The organism is Arenimonas sp., from assembly GCF_044353605.1.
Lineage (GTDB): Bacteria > Pseudomonadota > Gammaproteobacteria > Xanthomonadales > Xanthomonadaceae > Arenimonas.
The window spans coordinates 14,580-30,806 of the sequence record NZ_JBILBO010000006.1; the positions used below are offsets into that span (position 1 = coordinate 14,580).

A 16,227-nucleotide genomic window follows, 5' to 3' on the forward strand; every position below is an offset into this window, starting at 1 on the left:
TGCTTTTTCCGGCAGCCTGTTCATCAACTCGAGAGTTAATCATGACCGAATCATTTGCAGAACTGTTTGAGCAAAGCCAAACATCCCTTAACAACCTGAAATCCGGCGCCATTGTTACCGGCACCGTGGAAGAAATCCGTGCCGACGTCGTCGTCGTCAACGTTGGCCTGAAGTCGGAAGGTGTCATCGACATCAATCAGTTCCGCAACGAACAGGGCGAAATCGAAGTTGCCGTGGGCGACATCGTCAAGGTCGCGCTGGAAGCCGTCGAGAACGGTTTTGGCGAAACCATCCTTTCCCGTGACAAGGCGAAAAAAGCGCTGGTCTGGGACGAATTGGAAACCGTTATGGACGCCGGCGAAATCGTCACCGGTCGTATCAGCGGCAAAGTCAAAGGCGGCTTCACGGTCGATATCCGCGAAGTGCGCGCCTTCCTGCCCGGCTCCCTGGTGGATGTGCGTCCCGTGCGCGACCCAGGCTACCTGGAAGGCAAGGAACTGGAATTCAAAATCATCAAGCTCGATCGCAAACGCAACAACGTCGTTGTTTCGCGCCGTGCCGTGGTTGAAACCGAAAACAGCGCCGAACGCGAGCAGATGCTGGAGCGCCTGACCGAAGGCACCATCGTTACCGGCGTGGTCAAGAACCTCACCGATTACGGCGCATTCGTCGATCTCGGCGGCGTCGACGGTCTGCTGCACATCACCGACATGGCCTGGAAACGCGTCCGTCATCCGTCCGAAGTGGTCAACGTCGGCGACGAACTCCAGGTCCGCGTTCTCAAGTACGACCGCGAACGCAACCGCGTTTCGCTGGGCCTCAAGCAGCTGGGCGAAGATCCGTGGGAAAACATCGCGCGCCGCTACCCGGCCAACACCCGCGCTTTCGGCAAAGTCTCCAATGTCACCGATTACGGTGCATTCGTGGAAATCGAACCGGGCGTCGAAGGACTGGTGCACGTTTCCGAAATGGATTGGACCAACAAGAACGTTAATCCGAGCAAAGTCGTCCAGCTGGGCGATGATGTCGAAGTCATGGTGCTCGATGTCGATGCCGAACGCCGCCGCATTTCGCTCGGTATCAAGCAGTGCGTTTCGAATCCGTGGGAAGCTTTTGCCGCCATCTTCAAGAAAGGCGACAAGGTTTCCGGCCAGATCAAGTCGATTACCGATTTCGGTGTGTTCATCGGCCTGGACGGCGGCATCGACGGCCTGATCCATCTGTCCGACATTTCCTGGAGCTCGACCGGCGAAGAAGCCGTACGCGAACTCAAGAAAGGCGACAACCTGGAAGCCGTCGTATTGGCTGTCGATCCGGAACGTGAGCGCATTTCGCTGGGCGTCAAGCAGCTTGAGCAGGACCCTATGGGCCAGTTCACCGCTAACACCCAGAAAGGTGCCATCGTCAAGGGTACTGTGCGGGAAGTTGATGCCAAGGGTGCCGTTATCGATCTCGAAGGCGGTCTCGAAGGTTACGTGAAAGCCAATGACATCGCCAAAGAGCGTATCGAAGACGCCAGCCAGCATCTCAAGGTGGGCGATGCGATCGAAGCCAAGTACATCGGTAACGACCGCAAAGGCCGCGTCATGCAGCTGTCGATCCGCGCCAAAGATGAAGCCGAACTGCAGGAAAGCATGGCCGAAGTGAACAAGGCCGATGCCTCCAGCGGCACCACCAAGCTGGGCGCGCTGCTGCGTGAACAGATGGGTAAAGGCGAGTAATCAAGCAACATCCGGTCCGGCATATCGCCGGACCGGAATTTACCGGGTATCCCAATATGACCAAGTCCGAACTCATTGAATTCCTGTCCAAGCAACAACCGCATCTTAAAGCGGACGATGTCGACCTTGCGGTCAAGACCATTCTGGAAATGATGAGTTCCTCGCTGTCCGAGGGTAAACGCATCGAAATTCGCGGTTTTGGCAGTTTCTCGCTGCACTACCGTCCGGCCCGTACCGGCCGAAACCCGAAGACCGGTGAAGCGGTCGAACTCAGTGGCAAACACGTTCCGCATTTCAAGCCCGGCAAAGAGCTTCGCGACCGCGTCAACAACGTGACTGAAATCCAGCCGCATACTTAATTCCGCCGGTCTTTTCGGTTAAGCTGTAGGAATCGGAACGGAGACGGAAATGCGCGCGCTCAAAGCCATCATTGCCCTGTTATTCGTGCTGGCGGGCATCGCGCTCGGCGCACTCAACCAGCAGACCATATCCATCGATCTCTTCTTCGTGCGTTATCAGGCGCATCTCGGTCTGGCACTTCTTCTCTGCGTGCTTGCCGGCACGGTCATCGGCGGCGCACTGACAAGCATCAGCCTGTTGACGGACAAAACTAAGGCGATGAAGCCTTCGAAGCCAATTATCGAGAGCGGTAAATCCGCATGATGACTAATGTCGCCTGGCTGTTACTGATTCCGGCAGCCATTGCCATCGGCTGGCTGCTGGGCCGGCGTGGCGGTGAAATCAAAGGCGGGGCCAAGATTTCACGTCTATCCAACACCTATTTCCGTGGCCTCAATTATCTGCTCAACGAACAGCAGGACAAGGCTCTCGAAATCTTTCTGCAAATCGCCGAAGTCGACAAGGAAACCGTGGAGACCCAGTTTGCGCTCGGGCATCTTTTCCGGCGTCGCGGCGAGGTCGACCGCGCCATCCGCCTGCACCAGAATCTGGTGGCTCGCACCGGGTTGAGTGAGGAACAGAAAACCCGTGCCGTTTTGGAGTTAGGCGAGGACTACATGCGCGCTGGCCTGCTGGATCGTGCTGAAACCCTGTTCAACGATCTGGTACAGATGGGTGTGCATGCGCCGAAAGCCCTGCAGCAACTGATTTCAATCTATCAATCCGAACGTGATTGGAAGCAGGCGATTACCTATGCTTTGAAATACGAGCAGATTACAGGTGAGGCCATGGGCGGGAGCATCGCCCATTATTATTGCGAGTTGGCCGAAAAACATGTGCATGAGGGAAATCTTACCGCCGCGCGTGACCGAATCGCCGCTGCCTATTCGTCGGATTCCCAATGTGTACGTGCCGGCATGATCGAGGGCCGTCTGGATCTCCTGGAAAACAATGATGCGGGTGCCATTCGTGCTTTCGAGCGGGTGGCACGTCATGATGTCGACTATCTCCCCGAAGTATTGCCACAGTTGATGGAATGTTACGAGCGCCGCAATGAGCTGATGCGGGCGCGCGGCTTCCTGCAGGAAGTCATCGAGCAATACTCAGGCGTTACACCCCTGCTGGCCTTGACCGATCTCATCGAGCGTGATGAAGGCGCCATGGCGGCACAGGAATTCCTGGCCAAGCAGCTTCTGCAGCGGCCATCCGTTCGTGGTGAGGCGGTTTTGCTTGAGAAAGCCGTTGCCAATCCGGGCGATGAGCCGGTCGAAACCCTGAAGACACTCAAGCTGATTACCGATCAGCTATTGGTACGGTCCGCAAACTACCGCTGCGTGAATTGCGGTTTCGGGGCGCGGGCGCATCATTGGCAGTGCCCGAGCTGCAAGCATTGGGGTAGCGTGAAACCGCTGCTCAACCTGCTGGGATCATGAACAAGGACGATTGATGGCATTCCAAATTAAAAAAGCGGTGTTTCCCGTAGCTGGTCTTGGCACCCGCTTCCTGCCCGCTACCAAGACGGTGCCCAAGGAAATGCTGCCCGTGGTCGACAAGCCATTGATCCAGTATGCGGTTGATGAAGCCATTGAGGCCGGTATCGACACGCTGGTGTTCGTCACCAACCGCTACAAGCATGCCGTTGCCGATTATTTCGACAAAGCCTATGAGCTTGAGCAGAAGCTCGAGAAGGCCGGAAAGTCCGAGTTGCTGGCGATGATAAGGGATGTCCTGCCCAAACATGTCCGATGTGTCTTCGTCACCCAGGCCGAAGCGCTTGGACTGGGTCATGCCGTGCTTTGTGCCAAGCCGGTCATTGGCACTGAGCCCTTTGCCGTCATCCTTCCCGACGATCTGATCTGGAGCAAGGGCAGGGGAGCGCTCGGCCAGATGGTCGATCTGGCCGGCAAGGAAAGTGCCAGCGTTATTGCCGTGCAGCAGGTACCGCAAGAACAAACTTCAAGTTACGGCATTGTTTCGGCACCGCATTTTACCGGACGTTTCGGCGCTATCGAGCAGATTGTCGAAAAGCCCAAGCCGGAAAATGCCCCCAGCAATCTGGCCGTTGTCGGGCGCTATGTGCTCAGTGGGGCCATCTTCCCTATTTTGGAGAAGACCCGTTCCGGTACAGGCGGCGAAATCCAGCTGACCGACGCGATTGCCGAGCTTATCAAGCAGGACAAGGTATTGGCCTACCAATTCGAAGGGCGCCGCTTCGACTGCGGCACACGCATCGGTCTGATCGAAGCCACCATCCAATATGCACTCGATCATGATGATCTCGCCGACGATGCCAGAGCCTATATGCAGGCAGCGCTTGCGGCGAAATAATCCGGCATCGCGCATGCCACAGCGGTTAATAATATGGGCATGAGGAGAACCGTAATGGCCGTCATCAAGCAATCCGATTTCATCGAAAGCATCGCCGATGCCCTGCAGTACATTTCCTACTACCATCCGGTCGATTACATCACCAATCTGGCTGCAGCATATGACCGTGAAGAATCACCGGCGGCTAAAGATGCAATGGCGCAGATTCTGATCAACTCCCGCATGAGTGCCGAGGGTCACCGCCCGCTGTGTCAGGACACGGGTATCGTTACCGTGTTCCTGTACATCGGCATGAATGTGCGCTGGGATGCAACGATGTCAGTCGAGGATATGGTCAATGAAGGCGTACGCCGCGCCTACAACCACCCGGACAACAAGCTGCGCGCCTCGGTGCTGGCCGATCCGGCCGGCAAGCGCATCAACACCAAAGACAACACGCCGGCCGTGGTCAACATGAGGGTGGTTGCCGGTGACACGGTCGATGTCATCGTTGCGGCCAAGGGCGGCGGTTCGGAAGCCAAATCGAAATTCGCCATGCTCAATCCGTCCGACTCCATTGTGGATTGGGTTATCAAAACGGTCCCGACCATGGGAGCCGGCTGGTGTCCGCCGGGCATGCTCGGCATCGGCATCGGCGGAACGGCAGAGAAAGCCATGCTGTTAGCCAAAGAGGCCCTGATGGAGCCGATCGACATCAATGACCTGAAAGCACGTGGGCCGGCCAACCGGGCCGAAGAGCTGCGCCTGGAACTGTTCGAAAAAGTGAATGCGCTCGGCATCGGTGCCCAGGGGCTTGGCGGCCTGACTACCGTGCTGGATGTCAAAGTCAAGGATTTCCCGACGCATGCCGCCAATCTTCCAGTAGCCTTGATACCGAATTGCGCCGCAACCCGCCACGCGCACTTCACTCTTGATGGCAGTGGCCCGGTCAGTCTGGATCCGCCGTCTTTGGCTGATTGGCCGAAGCTGGCCTTGGATTTCAAACAGTCGCGCCCGGTCAATCTCGATACCTTGACTCCGGCCGAAACTGCGACCTGGAAGCCCGGTGAAACCCTGCTGCTTTCCGGAAAAATGTATACCGGTCGCGATGCCGCGCACAAACGCATGGTCGAGATGCTCAACCGGGGCGAAAAATTGCCAGTCGATTTCACCGGCAAGATGATCTATTACGTCGGTCCGGTCGATCCGGTACGCGATGAAGTGGTCGGTCCGGCCGGCCCGACTACCGCCACTCGTATGGATAAATTCACCGAACAGGTGCTCGCACAGACCGGCATGATCGGCATGATCGGCAAATCCGAACGCGGTCCAACCGCGATAGAAGCCATCAAGAAGCACAAATCGGTGTATCTGATGGCGGTCGGCGGCGCCGCCTACCTGGTGTCGAAAGCCATTAAGGCCGCAAAAGTAGTGGGCTTCGAGGATCTGGGCATGGAAGCGATTTACGAATTCACGGTGAAGGACATGCCGGTCACCGTTGCCGTGGACAGTACCGGCGAGTCCGTCCATAACACCGGTCCGAAACTGTGGCAGGCCCGTATCGGCAAGATTCCGGTGGTACTGGAATAATCAACGCAATTCGATCATCACTTCATTGCGGCGCATGAATCCGGGCATGAACGGCGGATCGTAACGTGCCGTCCACGTACTGCCGGTGGTTTTCAAGGCATTTTTCTTGACGGCAGCCAGCAGTTCCGCCTGATGTTGTGAGAAGCTCTGTTCGGTCCATCGCCCTGAGAAGCGGATGGCAAGAACTTTGCGGGCTGGAACGGTCTTGAAGTAAACCGCAGGATCGTTCGGAACCGGCAACGTGGCCAGAGTGTAGCTCTTGGGCATCACGAATGACACCAGCCAGACACCCTCGGTTTTGAGGGTCTGGCTCACCGGCGCGGTCATTTCGATCTTCTCGCTTTTGGCCTGGCTCACGGGGGCGGTCATGGCGATGGACTGTTTCGTGCGGTTAGCGCCGAAGATATAGCCACCGAGCCGCTTGAAGGCCAGATTGCCTGCCTGATCGGCATCGGTTGCCTTGATTTCGGTTTCGGCGATGATGCACGCATCGTACTGACGGATCTCAATGCCGCTGCCGAAGTCCTGCAGAACGGTATAGCGGGGCTGTTCGATGGCCATCAGGCTGCTGCTCCATAAGAGAAGGCCCAGAAGTGGGAATTTCGACATGAATGACTCCTTTTTTCCGTATATCACTCTAGTGCCAGAGCCGTGATGGTGGTGTGTGGCTTGCGGTATCATTACGGGGTATTTATGCCGAGTTCACCATGAAAAACCTGAAGAAGTCCCGCAAGCTCGACGAGGTCTGCTACGAAATCCGCGGTCCGGCTCTGGAGCGCGCAAAAGAGCTTGAAGATCAGGGCCACAGCATCATCAAGCTCAACATCGGCAATCTGGCCGTGTTCGGCTTCAATCCTCCGGACGACATCGTCCGCGATGTCATCGGCAATCTGAACCGCGCCGGCGGCTACAGTGATTCCAAGGGTATTTATTCCGCGCGCAAGGCGGTGATGAACTATGCCCAGGACTGCGGCATCCGGGGTGTCGGCCTGGAGGACATTTACATCGGCAACGGCGTTTCCGAACTGATTCTGCTGGCCATGAACGCCTTGCTCGATGATGGCGATGAGGTGCTGGTGCCGGCGCCGGACTATCCGCTGTGGACGGCGGCGGTTTCCCTGTCCGGTGGAAAGCCGGTGCATTATCTGTGCGATGAAGCCGCCGACTGGCAACCGGATATTGCCGACCTGCGAGCGCGCATTACGCCGAACACCAAAGCGCTGGTGGTCATCAACCCCAATAATCCCACCGGCGCCGTATATCCGAAACCGATGCTGGAGGCGCTGCTGCAGATTGCCCGTGAACACCAACTGCTGGTGTTTGCCGATGAAATCTACGACAAGACCCTGTACGACGGTGAAACCCATATCGCATTGGCTTCCTTGGCTGAAGACGTGTTCTGCATCAGTTTCGGCGGGCTTTCCAAAAATTACCGGGCCTGCGGTTACCGCGCCGGCTGGATGATTCTCAGCGGTGCACGCGATCATGCCAAGGACTACATTGACGGCCTCAATATCGTCACCTCGATGCGGCTGTGTGCCAACGTACCGGCGCAGTACGCCATCCAGACTGCACTCGGCGGCACCCAAAGCATTGAACAGCTGGTTGCGGCCGATGGCCGTCTGACCCGGCAGCGCGATCTGGCCTGGCAGCGCTTGACAGCCATCCCCGGGGTGAGCTGCGTCAAACCCAAAGGCGCCCTTTATCTGTTTCCTAAATTCGATCCGGTGGTGTATCCCATCGCCGACGACCAGAAGTTCATCACCGAACTGCTGGAGCAGGAAAAAGTACTGCTGGTGCAGGGCACCGGCTTCAACTGGCCTCATCACGATCATGTGCGCGTCGTGTTCCTGCCCAATACCGATGAAATGACCGAGGCGCTCGACCGAATTGAACGCTTCCTTGCCGATTACCGTGCCCGTCACGGCACTTGACCAGGAGACTGCCATGCACACACTGTATTACGCACCCGGCGCCGCCAGCCTTGTGGTTCATTGGCTGCTGATTGATCTTGATCTGCCGCATCAGCTGGTCAAGCTCGACATCGCCGCGCGCGAACACAAGACTCCGGCGTATCTCGCGCTCAATCCGAGTGGCGTGGTGCCGACTTTGCTGATTGACGGTAAACCGATGTGCGAGGCTGCCGCCATGGCCGTGCTTCTGGCCGAGGCAAAGCCGGAATCAGGCCTGATTCCGCCTCCGGGAAGCGCCAAGCGCGGCGAACTCCTGCAATGGATGTTCCATCTGGCCAACACCCTTCAGCCACCGTTCCGGCTCTGGTGGTATCCGAGCGAAGCTGCCGGTGAAGACCATGCCGAGGCCGGGAAGGCTACGGCTGAGGCGCGTATCCATGCGGTTTTCTCCAATCTCGATGCGCATCTGGCCGAGAACGGGCCATATCTGTTGGGTGAAAGCGCGTCCGTGGCTGATTTCATGCTGGTGATGCTGATGCGCTGGTCACGCAACATGCCGAAAACGGCTTTGGACTATCCGGCACTTGCCAACTTGGCGGCCCTGATGAAAGCCCGCCCGAGCTGGAAGGCGCTGTATGAGTCCGAAGGACTGACTGAATGGGCCTGAATACGGAACCGGCCCGCTGGCAAGCCTGGCGCGATTTCGCGCCGCTTTACCTGTTGGTCAATCTGCCTTTAATCGTTGTGGCGGCGGCATTGATGGCCTATCTGCCGCCCGGGAAGCCGGTTTCATTTGCCAGTGTATCGCGCGAAACCGTGTTCATGCTTTATGTGTGCGGCGCATTATTGAGTACATTGCTTTCGTTTCCCTGGCAATGGCGTTTTTTGCGTCGGTGTCTTGCGCTGTCTCAAGAATTCGGACGCTTCGACATCCCCGTATTCGCGCTTGGCTATTATTGGCGAAATCTTCTGATTTCCACCATTACTGCGGCCATCGTTGCTGTTCCTTTGGTGTACATCATCTTTTTCCTCGTCGGATTTCCATTGATGATGATGCTGGTGCCCATACATTTGCTTTCCGGTGTGATCATCGGGCTAATTGCGGCAAAGTCCTTCTCCACTAACCTGCGAAGTCACTGATTCAGTACCACAACGCGAACAGAAAGATACCCGTCATCGCGAAAGCCAAGCCGACTTTCAATGCCACACCGACAGCCATGCCGATCCAAGTCGCAAAGCCGATTTTTCCGGCTTCACGCATGCTTTTGCCTTGGGCGGTTTCAACCGCCATGACGCCCACGAACGGGCCGAGAATGAGTCCGGGCAGGCTGAAAAAAATCATACCGAAAAGACTGCCAAGTGCGGCACCAAGTACGGCCACCTTGCTGGCTCCGGCACGCTTCGCGCCGAGCGCGCTCGCCAGAAAATCGATGGCGACCGAAGCCAAGGTCAATAGTCCCAGCAGAATCAGCACGAGTATCGATATTTCCTTGAACCCGCCGGCCCATGCAGCCACTACCATGCCGGCATATGCCAACGGGATGCCAGGAAGAACCGGCAGGAAAACCCCAAGCAGGCCAATGATGATCAGTGCTGCTGAAACGATGTAGAGGATCTGCTGGAGCTCTGCCGTCATCACTTGTAATCCCGGTGGCAATTATCGCAGCTTTGTTTGATTGAGCTGATGCTGGTCGCGAGGTCGGCACAGTTGTCGATGCCCTTGGCCAGCTGCAGGTCCAGTACCCGACGCAAATCGGCGGCATAGCGGACGAATTGCTGGTCTTGTTCGGCCAGGGATTTGAAGGCAGGTTCGATATCTGCGGCGATGATCCGCATCGGCAGCAGCTCTTTCTGGATATCCGGGGCGCTGCAGCGGTTGTCTTTGGCCAGCTTGTTGAGGGCCATCGCGTGCGCGGCCTGGATGGCCATGACGCCGCGGGAGAATTCAGTGCCCTTGCGCAGTGCTTCGATGGCGATGCTGGTACAGACCGCGCCCATGATCAGGCCGATCAGCAGGACGATCAGGAATTGCAGGGGTTTGTTCATGGCGGATTCTCCGAGAAATCATTTCGTCATACTAAAGGATAGCGCGAAGGCATTACAATAGTGCCATGAGTACCCAATATGAACGCTTCGCCGGGGTGGAACGGCTGTATGGAAAGGGCGCGCTGCAGCGTCTTGGCGCGGCTCATGTCGCGGTCATCGGCATCGGCGGTGTCGGCTCCTGGTTGGTCGAGGCACTGGCCCGTTCCGGCATCGGCCGAATGACTCTGTTTGATGCCGATGATATCTGCGTGTCCAACAGCAACCGGCAAATGCATGCGTTGGACGGCAACTTCGGCCGCAACAAGGTCGATGTGATGCGCGAACGCTGTCTGGCCATCAATCCTGAGCTTCATATCGCCGCGGCTGCCACATTCGTGACGCCGGCCAATATGGCCGAATTGCTGGCGGGGCCTTTCGATCTGGTCATTGATGCCTGTGATGCCTTCCGGGTCAAGGTCGAGCTGATTGCTTGGTGTCGTCGGCGCAAACAGAAACTGATTGTGGTCGGTGCCGCAGGCGGCCGTACCGATCCCACACAGATCCGCGTCCGCGACCTTGCAAGGACCGAGCAGGATGCCCTGCTGGCCTTGATCCGTCGCAAATTACGGACGGAATTCAATTTCCCGAAGAATAAAGACCGCTATTTCAGCATTCCGGCGGTGTATTCACTTGAGAACGTTCAATACCCGCAGGCCGACGGCTCGGTCTGTGGTATTCGTCCGGCCACCGATCCCGAGGGTGGTTTCAAGCTTGATTGCGGCGATGGTCTGGGTGCCGCCACGCATGTGACAGGGACTTTTGCATTTATTGCTGCCGCCAAAGCCATCGAATTGCTGTTAGGCCGCAAGTCCAAATAAGCGTTCGGCGTTGTATCGGGTCTGTGCCGCGACATCGGCCATCGGCATGCCGCGGATTTCGGCCATGGCTTCAGCCACCCGCACCAGTTTCGCCGGTTCATTACGGCGACCTTGTTCGCCCGACATGGGCTGGTCGGGGGCGTCGGTTTCCAGAAGAAAATGCGACAACGGACATTCCTTCACGATTTCACGGATACGGCGACTGCGCGGGTAGGTGATGGGCCCGCCAATGCCGAGCATGAAACCCATGTCGATCAGTAATCGCGCCTGTTCCAGGCTTCCGGAGTAACTGTGAATCACGCCATGCGTCGGACCATGGCGACGTAACAACTGAATAACACGTTCCGTGGCTCGGCGGGCGTGGATGATGAGCGGCTTGCCGGTTTCCGAAGCCAATCGAATGTGCGCGTTGAAAATGGTTTCCTGGCGAATCGGATTAAGATCGGAAACGAAAAAATCCAGACCGCATTCACCCACAGCCACGCACTCGGAGCGTGATACCCATTGGGGCAGTGCGTCCAGGTCGGCATCGGTATGATCGGTCAGAAACATCGGATGCAATCCGTAAGCCGGATGCAATCCGGCATGGAGGGTTGCCAGATGGGCAAGATGCGGCCACCCCGACGCTGAAATCGCCGGAACAATGAAGCCGGATACACCGCTCTGGACGGCGCGGGCAATTACCTCAGGCAGATCATCGGCGAAATCAGTCACGTCCAAATGGCAGTGGCTGTCAATCAGATTCATGTTGTCGGCGGATCCGGGTCTTTGCGCTTTTTCCAGCGGGCGAGCAGGGCGGCGGTCAAACCGAGAATCAATTCATCCGCGAACGGAATGAAGTCGGGAGTAAGTAAGTCGAACACGAACAGCGTGGCGGTTATGCCGAACAACACGGGAAAGCGCAACTTGGCGAAATACGCAACAATCGGGGCAATCAGGGACTTCAGCATGCAGGGCTCCGTGAAAACGCAGTGAATGGCCCCATTTTGGCACAATTTAGGGTGGGAATATGGGGTAAAATAGCGGTCTGATTTTGACGAGGAAACTCCCATGGCCCTGACCCCGACCGACCTGTTCGACATCCGTTCCATGCTCACCGAAGAAGAATGCATGATCCAGGATGCCGTGGCGCGTTTCACCGACGAAAAAGTCATTCCGATCATCGGTGATGCCTTTGATCAGGGTCGTTTCCCAAAAGAGCTCGTTCCTGAAATCGCCGCCATGGGCCTGCTTGGGTCCTCACTGCCCGAAGAATACGGTTGTGCGGGCCTGAATGGCGTCAGCTACGGGCTGATCTGCCAAGAACTGGAGCGTGGGGATTCCGGTATCCGCAGTTTCGTTTCCGTGCAGAGTTCGCTCTGTATGTACCCCATTTTCGCCTACGGCTCGGAAGATCAGCGCCGCAAATATCTGCCGGGCATGGCCCGCGGTGAAATCATCGGCTGCTTCGGTCTGACTGAACCGCACGGTGGCTCGGATCCGGCCAACATGAAAACCCATGCCAAGAAAGATGGCGGTGATTGGGTCATCAATGGTGCCAAGATGTGGATCACCAACGGCAATCTGGCCGACATCGCCATCGTCTGGGCCATGACCGACGAAGGCATTCAGGGCTTCATCGTGGAAAAAGGGACGCCGGGCTTCGTGGCCCAGGAAATCAAACACAAGATGAGCCTGCGCGCTTCGGTCACCTCAGGTCTGTTCTTTGACAACGTCCGCATCCCCGACAGCCAGCGCCTGCCGAACGTGAAAGGCCTGAAAGGACCGCTCGGCTGCCTGACCCAGGCCCGTTACGGCATCACATGGGGCCCGATCGGTGCCGCGCAGGCCTGTTTGACCGAAGTGGTCGAATACACCAAAACCCGCATTCTGTTCAATCGCCCGCTGGCCGCCAATCAGGCCATCCAGATCAAACTGGCCGAGATGGCGCGCCGCATCACCATGGCGCAGTTGCTCAGCCTGCAGCTCGGCAGACTGAAGGATGCCGGCAACATGCAGCCCTCCCAGGTCTCTCTGGCCAAGTGGAACAACTGCCGGATGGCGCTCGACATCGCCCGCGAAGCCCGTGACATCCTTGGTGGCGCCGGTATTACCACCGAATACTGCCCAATCCGCCATGCTTTGAATCTGGAGTCCGTCATTACTTACGAAGGTACCGAGACGGTGCACCAGTTGGTCATCGGCCGCGAACTGACCGGTATCAACGCGTTCTAAATCGCGATAGCAAGAAGGATTTTGCATGAGTGCCGCCCTGATTCCCGCTCGTCAGAAAGACGTCAATCGCGCCAAGGTCTGTGATGACAACTTCATTGATTTTGTGCAGAACTGGCAGGGTGAGGAGTTGCCCAAGCCGTCGCCGGAGGAGCCGATTCTCGATGGCAGCGCCTGCAGCGCCCGCGACTTCGACGAGCTGTTCCGTTCCCAGTTGATTTCGCGTCATCTCGATCTGATGGCCCGCGTGTTGCGTGTGCAGCAAAAAGTCTTCTACACCATCGGTTCCAGCGGCCATGAGGGCAATGCCATGGTCGCGCGCCTCACGCGGCATACAGATCCTGCCTTCCTGCATTACCGCAGTGGCGGCTTCATGGCCGAACGTTTCCGTAAACTGCCGGAGATGGATCCGATCATGGATTCGGCCTTGAGCTTTGCGGCCAGCAAGGACGACCCGATTTCCGGCGGACGCCACAAAGTCTGGGGCAGCAAGCCGTTATGGGTGCTTCCGCAGACATCCACCATCGCTTCGCATCTACCGAAAGCGCTTGGTACTGCTATCGCGGTGGAGCAGGCCAAACGCATCGGCCATGAATCGCCGATTCCGGATGATTCCATCGTGATCTGTTCCTTCGGTGATGCCTCCAGCAATCACGCCACGGCACAGACGGCCTTCAACACCGCGCAATGGACGGCCTACCAGAAGCTGCCGGCCCCTGTGCTGTACGTCTGCGAAGACAACGGCATCGGCATTTCGGTGAAAACACCGACAGGTTGGATCAACAATGCGTTCCGTCACCGGGACGGATTGGATTATTTCTATGCCGATGGTCTGGATATCGCCGAAGGTTATGGCCAAATCCAGCGTGCCATCACCCATTGCCGTCAGACCCGACGCCCGACCTTTCTGCATCTGCGAACGACACGGATTATGGGCCATGCCGGTACCGATTTCGAAATCGAATGGCGATCATTCGAAGAGCTGATGGCGGTTGAAGCCACTGATCCGCTGCTGCGTTCGGCCGAGATCGCCCTGCAATCGGGGTTGATGTCGAAGTCCGAAGTGCTCGAGCTCTACGAAGCGACCCGACGCCAATGTTTCGCCGCGGCCGAAGAAGCGGACAAGCGCCCCAAGCTGGAAACCCTCGAAGAAGTGATTGCGCCGCTGGCGCCATTTCACCCGGAGGCGGTCATGGCCGAGGCGACGCGTGCCGATTACGCCGAAAAGCGGCTCGCGGTGTTCGGTTCCGAAGACAAGCTGCCGGAAAAACTGCCATCGCGGCACCTTGCCCTGCAGATCAACAGCGCCTTGCATGACCTGTTCTGCAAGTATCCGGAAACCCTGCTGTTCGGCGAGGACGTGGCCCAGAAGGGCGGTGTCTATACCGTTACCAAAGGGCTACAGAAAAACTTCAAGGGTGCCCGTGTATTCAACACCTTGCTCGATGAAACCATGATTCTCGGTCTGGCTCAGGGTTTCGCCAATCTGGGCATGCTGCCGCTGCCCGAAATCCAGTATTTGGCTTATTTCCATAATGCCTGCGATCAGATCCGCGGCGAAGCCTGCTCATTGCAATTCTTCAGCAATGGCCAATACCGGAATCCAATGGTCATGCGGGTGGCCTCCCTCGGCTATCAACGCGGATTCGGCGGCCATTTCCACAACGACAATTCGATTACCGCCCTGCGTGACATACCGTCTTTAGTTGTCGGCTGCCCGTCCCGTGGCGATGATGCCGTGACCATGCTGCGCGCCATGACGGCTTTGGCCAAAGTCGACGGTCGGGTCTGCGCCTATCTGGAACCGATTGCGCTTTACATGACCAAGGACCTGTACGAAACCGGTGACGGTCTCTGGCAAACCCGTTATCCGGCGCCATCCGAGGCCATGGAAATCGGCAGCGAACGCACTTATTTTCCGGAAAACAACGATCTGGTGGTATTCACCTTCGGCAACGGCGTACCAATGAGCCTGCGTGCCGCCCGTCAGATCGAAGATACCCTTCAATGGAAAGTCCGCGTGGTCGATCTGCGTTGGTTGCAGCCCTTGAACGAAGCAGCCATCGCCCGTCATGCCGGCGAATGCAAGCGCATTCTGGTGGTCGATGAAGGCCGCCGCAGTGCCGGGCTGGGCGAGGGCATCATTACCGCTATCGTCGAGGCCGGCCATGGCGCGAAACCCCTGCGCCGTGTAGTCGGGGCCGATACTTATACGCCTCTGGCAGGCGCTGCCTTTGCGGTGATTCCGGCCGACGCTGACATCGTCAACGCCGCCATCGATCTGGTCTGAGTTATTTCTTGGCCGGCGCTGCCGGTGCCGGGGTTGCCGGCTTGGCTGCCGGTGCCGGTGCAGGCTTCGGATAGCCGAACACCCGTCGCAGCATGCGCTCGTTGCCGGCGATCTCCGCCGCATTGGTTTTGACGAACTGGGTCGTGCCCAATTCGGTCAGCACATCGATCAGCGCCGGATTTTCATGCAGCTTCAGCATGGCATTTGTTACCGCTGTGCGGACATCGGCCGGAACTTTGCGGGCGGCATTCAGGCTGCGCCCTGGCAGACTGCGCGAAAGATGCACGGATTCAAGATTCGGATACTGCTGCGCGATGTAGACCGGCACCATGGCGCCTTTGGCCTCCTGAGCAAAGACGGAGTCCACGCCATCCTTCCAAGTCTGTGCCGTCGAAGCGATTTCCGGCTGGGCAATCGGATTGGGAAACAGCTCGCCGAGAAACAGGTAGCCCAAGCTGGGCGAGGGCATGCTGACGATGGTTCCTGACATCAGACCTTGGGGACCACCGGCGGTATCTTCCGGGCTGACCAGCAGCGAGAACTGGGTCGGCTCGGCGACGCGCACCAGAGGAGCGAAGCCGTAACGCTTGACCCGGAAATCGGCGAAGGGCGCTTCTTCGAACGAAAAATCAACCGGTGCATTGGCCAGGATATCGCGCCAGTAGGCATGGTAGTTGTTGCTGGTTTTCAGGATGAAGGTGTGTCCGGTGCTGCGGCTCAGATAAGCCATCAGTGGCTTGTAAATATCCTGCACCTGGGCGGCCGGATAGCTCGGATCAACCGTGACGCTGTAATTGGCGGCAGATACGGCAGAGGCCGGAATGGACAAGGCAATGGCGAACAGCGAGCGGCGCAGCATAATCAATCCCCTGAAAATAATCTAATTCCGCTGA

At 57.5% G+C, this 16,227-nt stretch carries 18 protein-coding genes; 12 read left to right on the forward strand and 6 right to left on the reverse strand.

Annotated elements, in window-relative coordinates:
* Positions 1 to 41 precede the first annotated feature (41 nt).
* From rpsA to ACIQ1A_RS05145, 6 genes are read left to right on the forward strand one after another with little or no spacing between them, the layout of a single operon-like run.
* Positions 42 to 1,721 carry a 30S ribosomal protein S1 gene (gene rpsA / locus ACIQ1A_RS05120; RefSeq protein WP_395769997.1) on the forward strand — a complete coding sequence of 560 codons (1,680 nt, stop codon included), beginning with the start codon at positions 42 to 44 and terminating at the stop codon, positions 1,719 to 1,721.
* Positions 1,722 to 1,777: 56 nt separating this feature from the next.
* Entirely contained in the window at positions 1,778 to 2,080 is a 303-nt protein-coding gene (locus tag ACIQ1A_RS05125; RefSeq protein ID WP_395769998.1) for an integration host factor subunit beta, read from the forward strand.
* 49 nt (positions 2,081 to 2,129) lie between these two features.
* Positions 2,130 to 2,384: a lipopolysaccharide assembly protein LapA domain-containing protein gene (locus ACIQ1A_RS05130; protein WP_395769999.1), complete on the forward strand. Its 255-nt coding sequence runs from the start codon at positions 2,130 to 2,132 to the stop codon at positions 2,382 to 2,384.
* Positions 2,375 to 3,553 carry a lipopolysaccharide assembly protein LapB gene (lapB, locus tag ACIQ1A_RS05135; RefSeq protein WP_395770112.1) on the forward strand — a complete coding sequence of 393 codons (1,179 nt, stop codon included), beginning with the start codon at positions 2,375 to 2,377 and terminating at the stop codon, positions 3,551 to 3,553. The genes ACIQ1A_RS05130 and lapB overlap by 10 nt, the downstream gene beginning before the upstream one ends.
* Positions 3,554 to 3,566: 13 nt before the next feature.
* Positions 3,567 to 4,448: a UTP--glucose-1-phosphate uridylyltransferase GalU gene (galU, locus tag ACIQ1A_RS05140; protein WP_395770000.1), complete on the forward strand. Its 882-nt coding sequence runs from the start codon at positions 3,567 to 3,569 to the stop codon at positions 4,446 to 4,448.
* 54 nt (positions 4,449 to 4,502) lie between these two features.
* Positions 4,503 to 6,017, forward strand: coding sequence for a fumarate hydratase (locus ACIQ1A_RS05145; protein ID WP_395770001.1), 1,515 nt, complete (start codon positions 4,503 to 4,505; stop codon positions 6,015 to 6,017).
* On the opposite strand, the gene ACIQ1A_RS05150 is transcribed toward ACIQ1A_RS05145, so the two are convergent.
* Complete coding sequence (locus ACIQ1A_RS05150) at positions 6,018 to 6,626, reverse strand: SOUL family heme-binding protein (RefSeq protein WP_395770002.1); 609 nt, start codon at positions 6,624 to 6,626, stop codon at positions 6,018 to 6,020.
* A 98-nt stretch (positions 6,627 to 6,724) separates the two neighbouring features.
* On the opposite strand from ACIQ1A_RS05150, the gene ACIQ1A_RS05155 reads away from it, so the two are divergent.
* Genes ACIQ1A_RS05155 through ACIQ1A_RS05165 form a run of 3 tightly spaced genes read left to right on the forward strand, consistent with a single transcriptional unit; the run spans position 6,725 to position 9,070 of the window.
* The gene (locus ACIQ1A_RS05155; protein WP_395770003.1) at positions 6,725 to 7,951 is read left to right on the forward strand and encodes a pyridoxal phosphate-dependent aminotransferase; all 1,227 of its coding nucleotides are present in this window, start codon (positions 6,725 to 6,727) and stop codon (positions 7,949 to 7,951) included.
* Between the two features lie 13 nt (positions 7,952 to 7,964).
* Complete coding sequence (locus ACIQ1A_RS05160; protein ID WP_395770004.1) at positions 7,965 to 8,597, forward strand: glutathione S-transferase family protein; 633 nt, start codon at positions 7,965 to 7,967, stop codon at positions 8,595 to 8,597.
* Positions 8,588 to 9,070: a hypothetical protein gene (locus tag ACIQ1A_RS05165; protein WP_395770005.1), complete on the forward strand. Its 483-nt coding sequence runs from the start codon at positions 8,588 to 8,590 to the stop codon at positions 9,068 to 9,070. Before ACIQ1A_RS05160 ends, ACIQ1A_RS05165 begins: the two co-directional genes overlap by 10 nt.
* A 1-nt stretch (position 9,071) precedes the next feature.
* Here the strand turns inward: ACIQ1A_RS05165 and ACIQ1A_RS05170 are convergent, their stop codons facing one another.
* Entirely contained in the window at positions 9,072 to 9,566 is a 495-nt protein-coding gene (locus ACIQ1A_RS05170; RefSeq protein ID WP_395770006.1) for a DUF456 domain-containing protein, read from the reverse strand.
* Positions 9,566 to 9,976 (reverse strand): hypothetical protein, encoded by a 411-nt coding sequence (locus tag ACIQ1A_RS05175; protein ID WP_395770007.1) that lies wholly within the window; start codon positions 9,974 to 9,976, stop codon positions 9,566 to 9,568. Before ACIQ1A_RS05175 ends, ACIQ1A_RS05170 begins: the two co-directional genes overlap by 1 nt.
* A 65-nt stretch (positions 9,977 to 10,041) precedes the next feature.
* Between ACIQ1A_RS05175 and ACIQ1A_RS05180 the strand changes: the two genes are divergently transcribed.
* Entirely contained in the window at positions 10,042 to 10,833 is a 792-nt protein-coding gene (locus ACIQ1A_RS05180; RefSeq protein WP_395770008.1) for a ThiF family adenylyltransferase, read from the forward strand.
* On the opposite strand, the gene ACIQ1A_RS05185 is transcribed toward ACIQ1A_RS05180, so the two are convergent.
* Together ACIQ1A_RS05185 and ACIQ1A_RS05190 are read right to left on the reverse strand one after the other, a co-directional pair.
* Positions 10,813 to 11,580: a TatD family hydrolase gene (locus ACIQ1A_RS05185; protein ID WP_395770009.1), complete on the reverse strand. Its 768-nt coding sequence runs from the start codon at positions 11,578 to 11,580 to the stop codon at positions 10,813 to 10,815. The two genes, ACIQ1A_RS05180 and ACIQ1A_RS05185, sit on opposite strands and share 21 nt — an antisense overlap.
* Positions 11,577 to 11,783 (reverse strand): DUF6116 family protein, encoded by a 207-nt coding sequence (locus tag ACIQ1A_RS05190; RefSeq protein WP_395770010.1) that lies wholly within the window; start codon positions 11,781 to 11,783, stop codon positions 11,577 to 11,579. The genes ACIQ1A_RS05185 and ACIQ1A_RS05190 overlap by 4 nt, the downstream gene beginning before the upstream one ends.
* 100 nt (positions 11,784 to 11,883) lie before the next feature.
* Between ACIQ1A_RS05190 and ACIQ1A_RS05195 the strand changes: the two genes are divergently transcribed.
* Both ACIQ1A_RS05195 and ACIQ1A_RS05200 read left to right on the forward strand, forming a co-directional pair.
* Positions 11,884 to 13,047: an acyl-CoA dehydrogenase family protein gene (locus ACIQ1A_RS05195; RefSeq protein ID WP_395770011.1), complete on the forward strand. Its 1,164-nt coding sequence runs from the start codon at positions 11,884 to 11,886 to the stop codon at positions 13,045 to 13,047.
* A 25-nt stretch (positions 13,048 to 13,072) separates the two neighbouring features.
* The gene (locus ACIQ1A_RS05200) at positions 13,073 to 15,334 is read left to right on the forward strand and encodes a thiamine pyrophosphate-dependent enzyme (protein ID WP_395770012.1); all 2,262 of its coding nucleotides are present in this window, start codon (positions 13,073 to 13,075) and stop codon (positions 15,332 to 15,334) included.
* A 1-nt stretch (position 15,335) separates the two neighbouring features.
* On the opposite strand, the gene ACIQ1A_RS05205 is transcribed toward ACIQ1A_RS05200, so the two are convergent.
* On the reverse strand, positions 15,336 to 16,193 hold the full coding sequence (locus ACIQ1A_RS05205; protein WP_395770013.1) for a phosphate/phosphite/phosphonate ABC transporter substrate-binding protein: 858 nt from the start codon (positions 16,191 to 16,193) through the stop codon (positions 15,336 to 15,338).
* Positions 16,194 to 16,227: the final 34 nt, after the last annotated feature.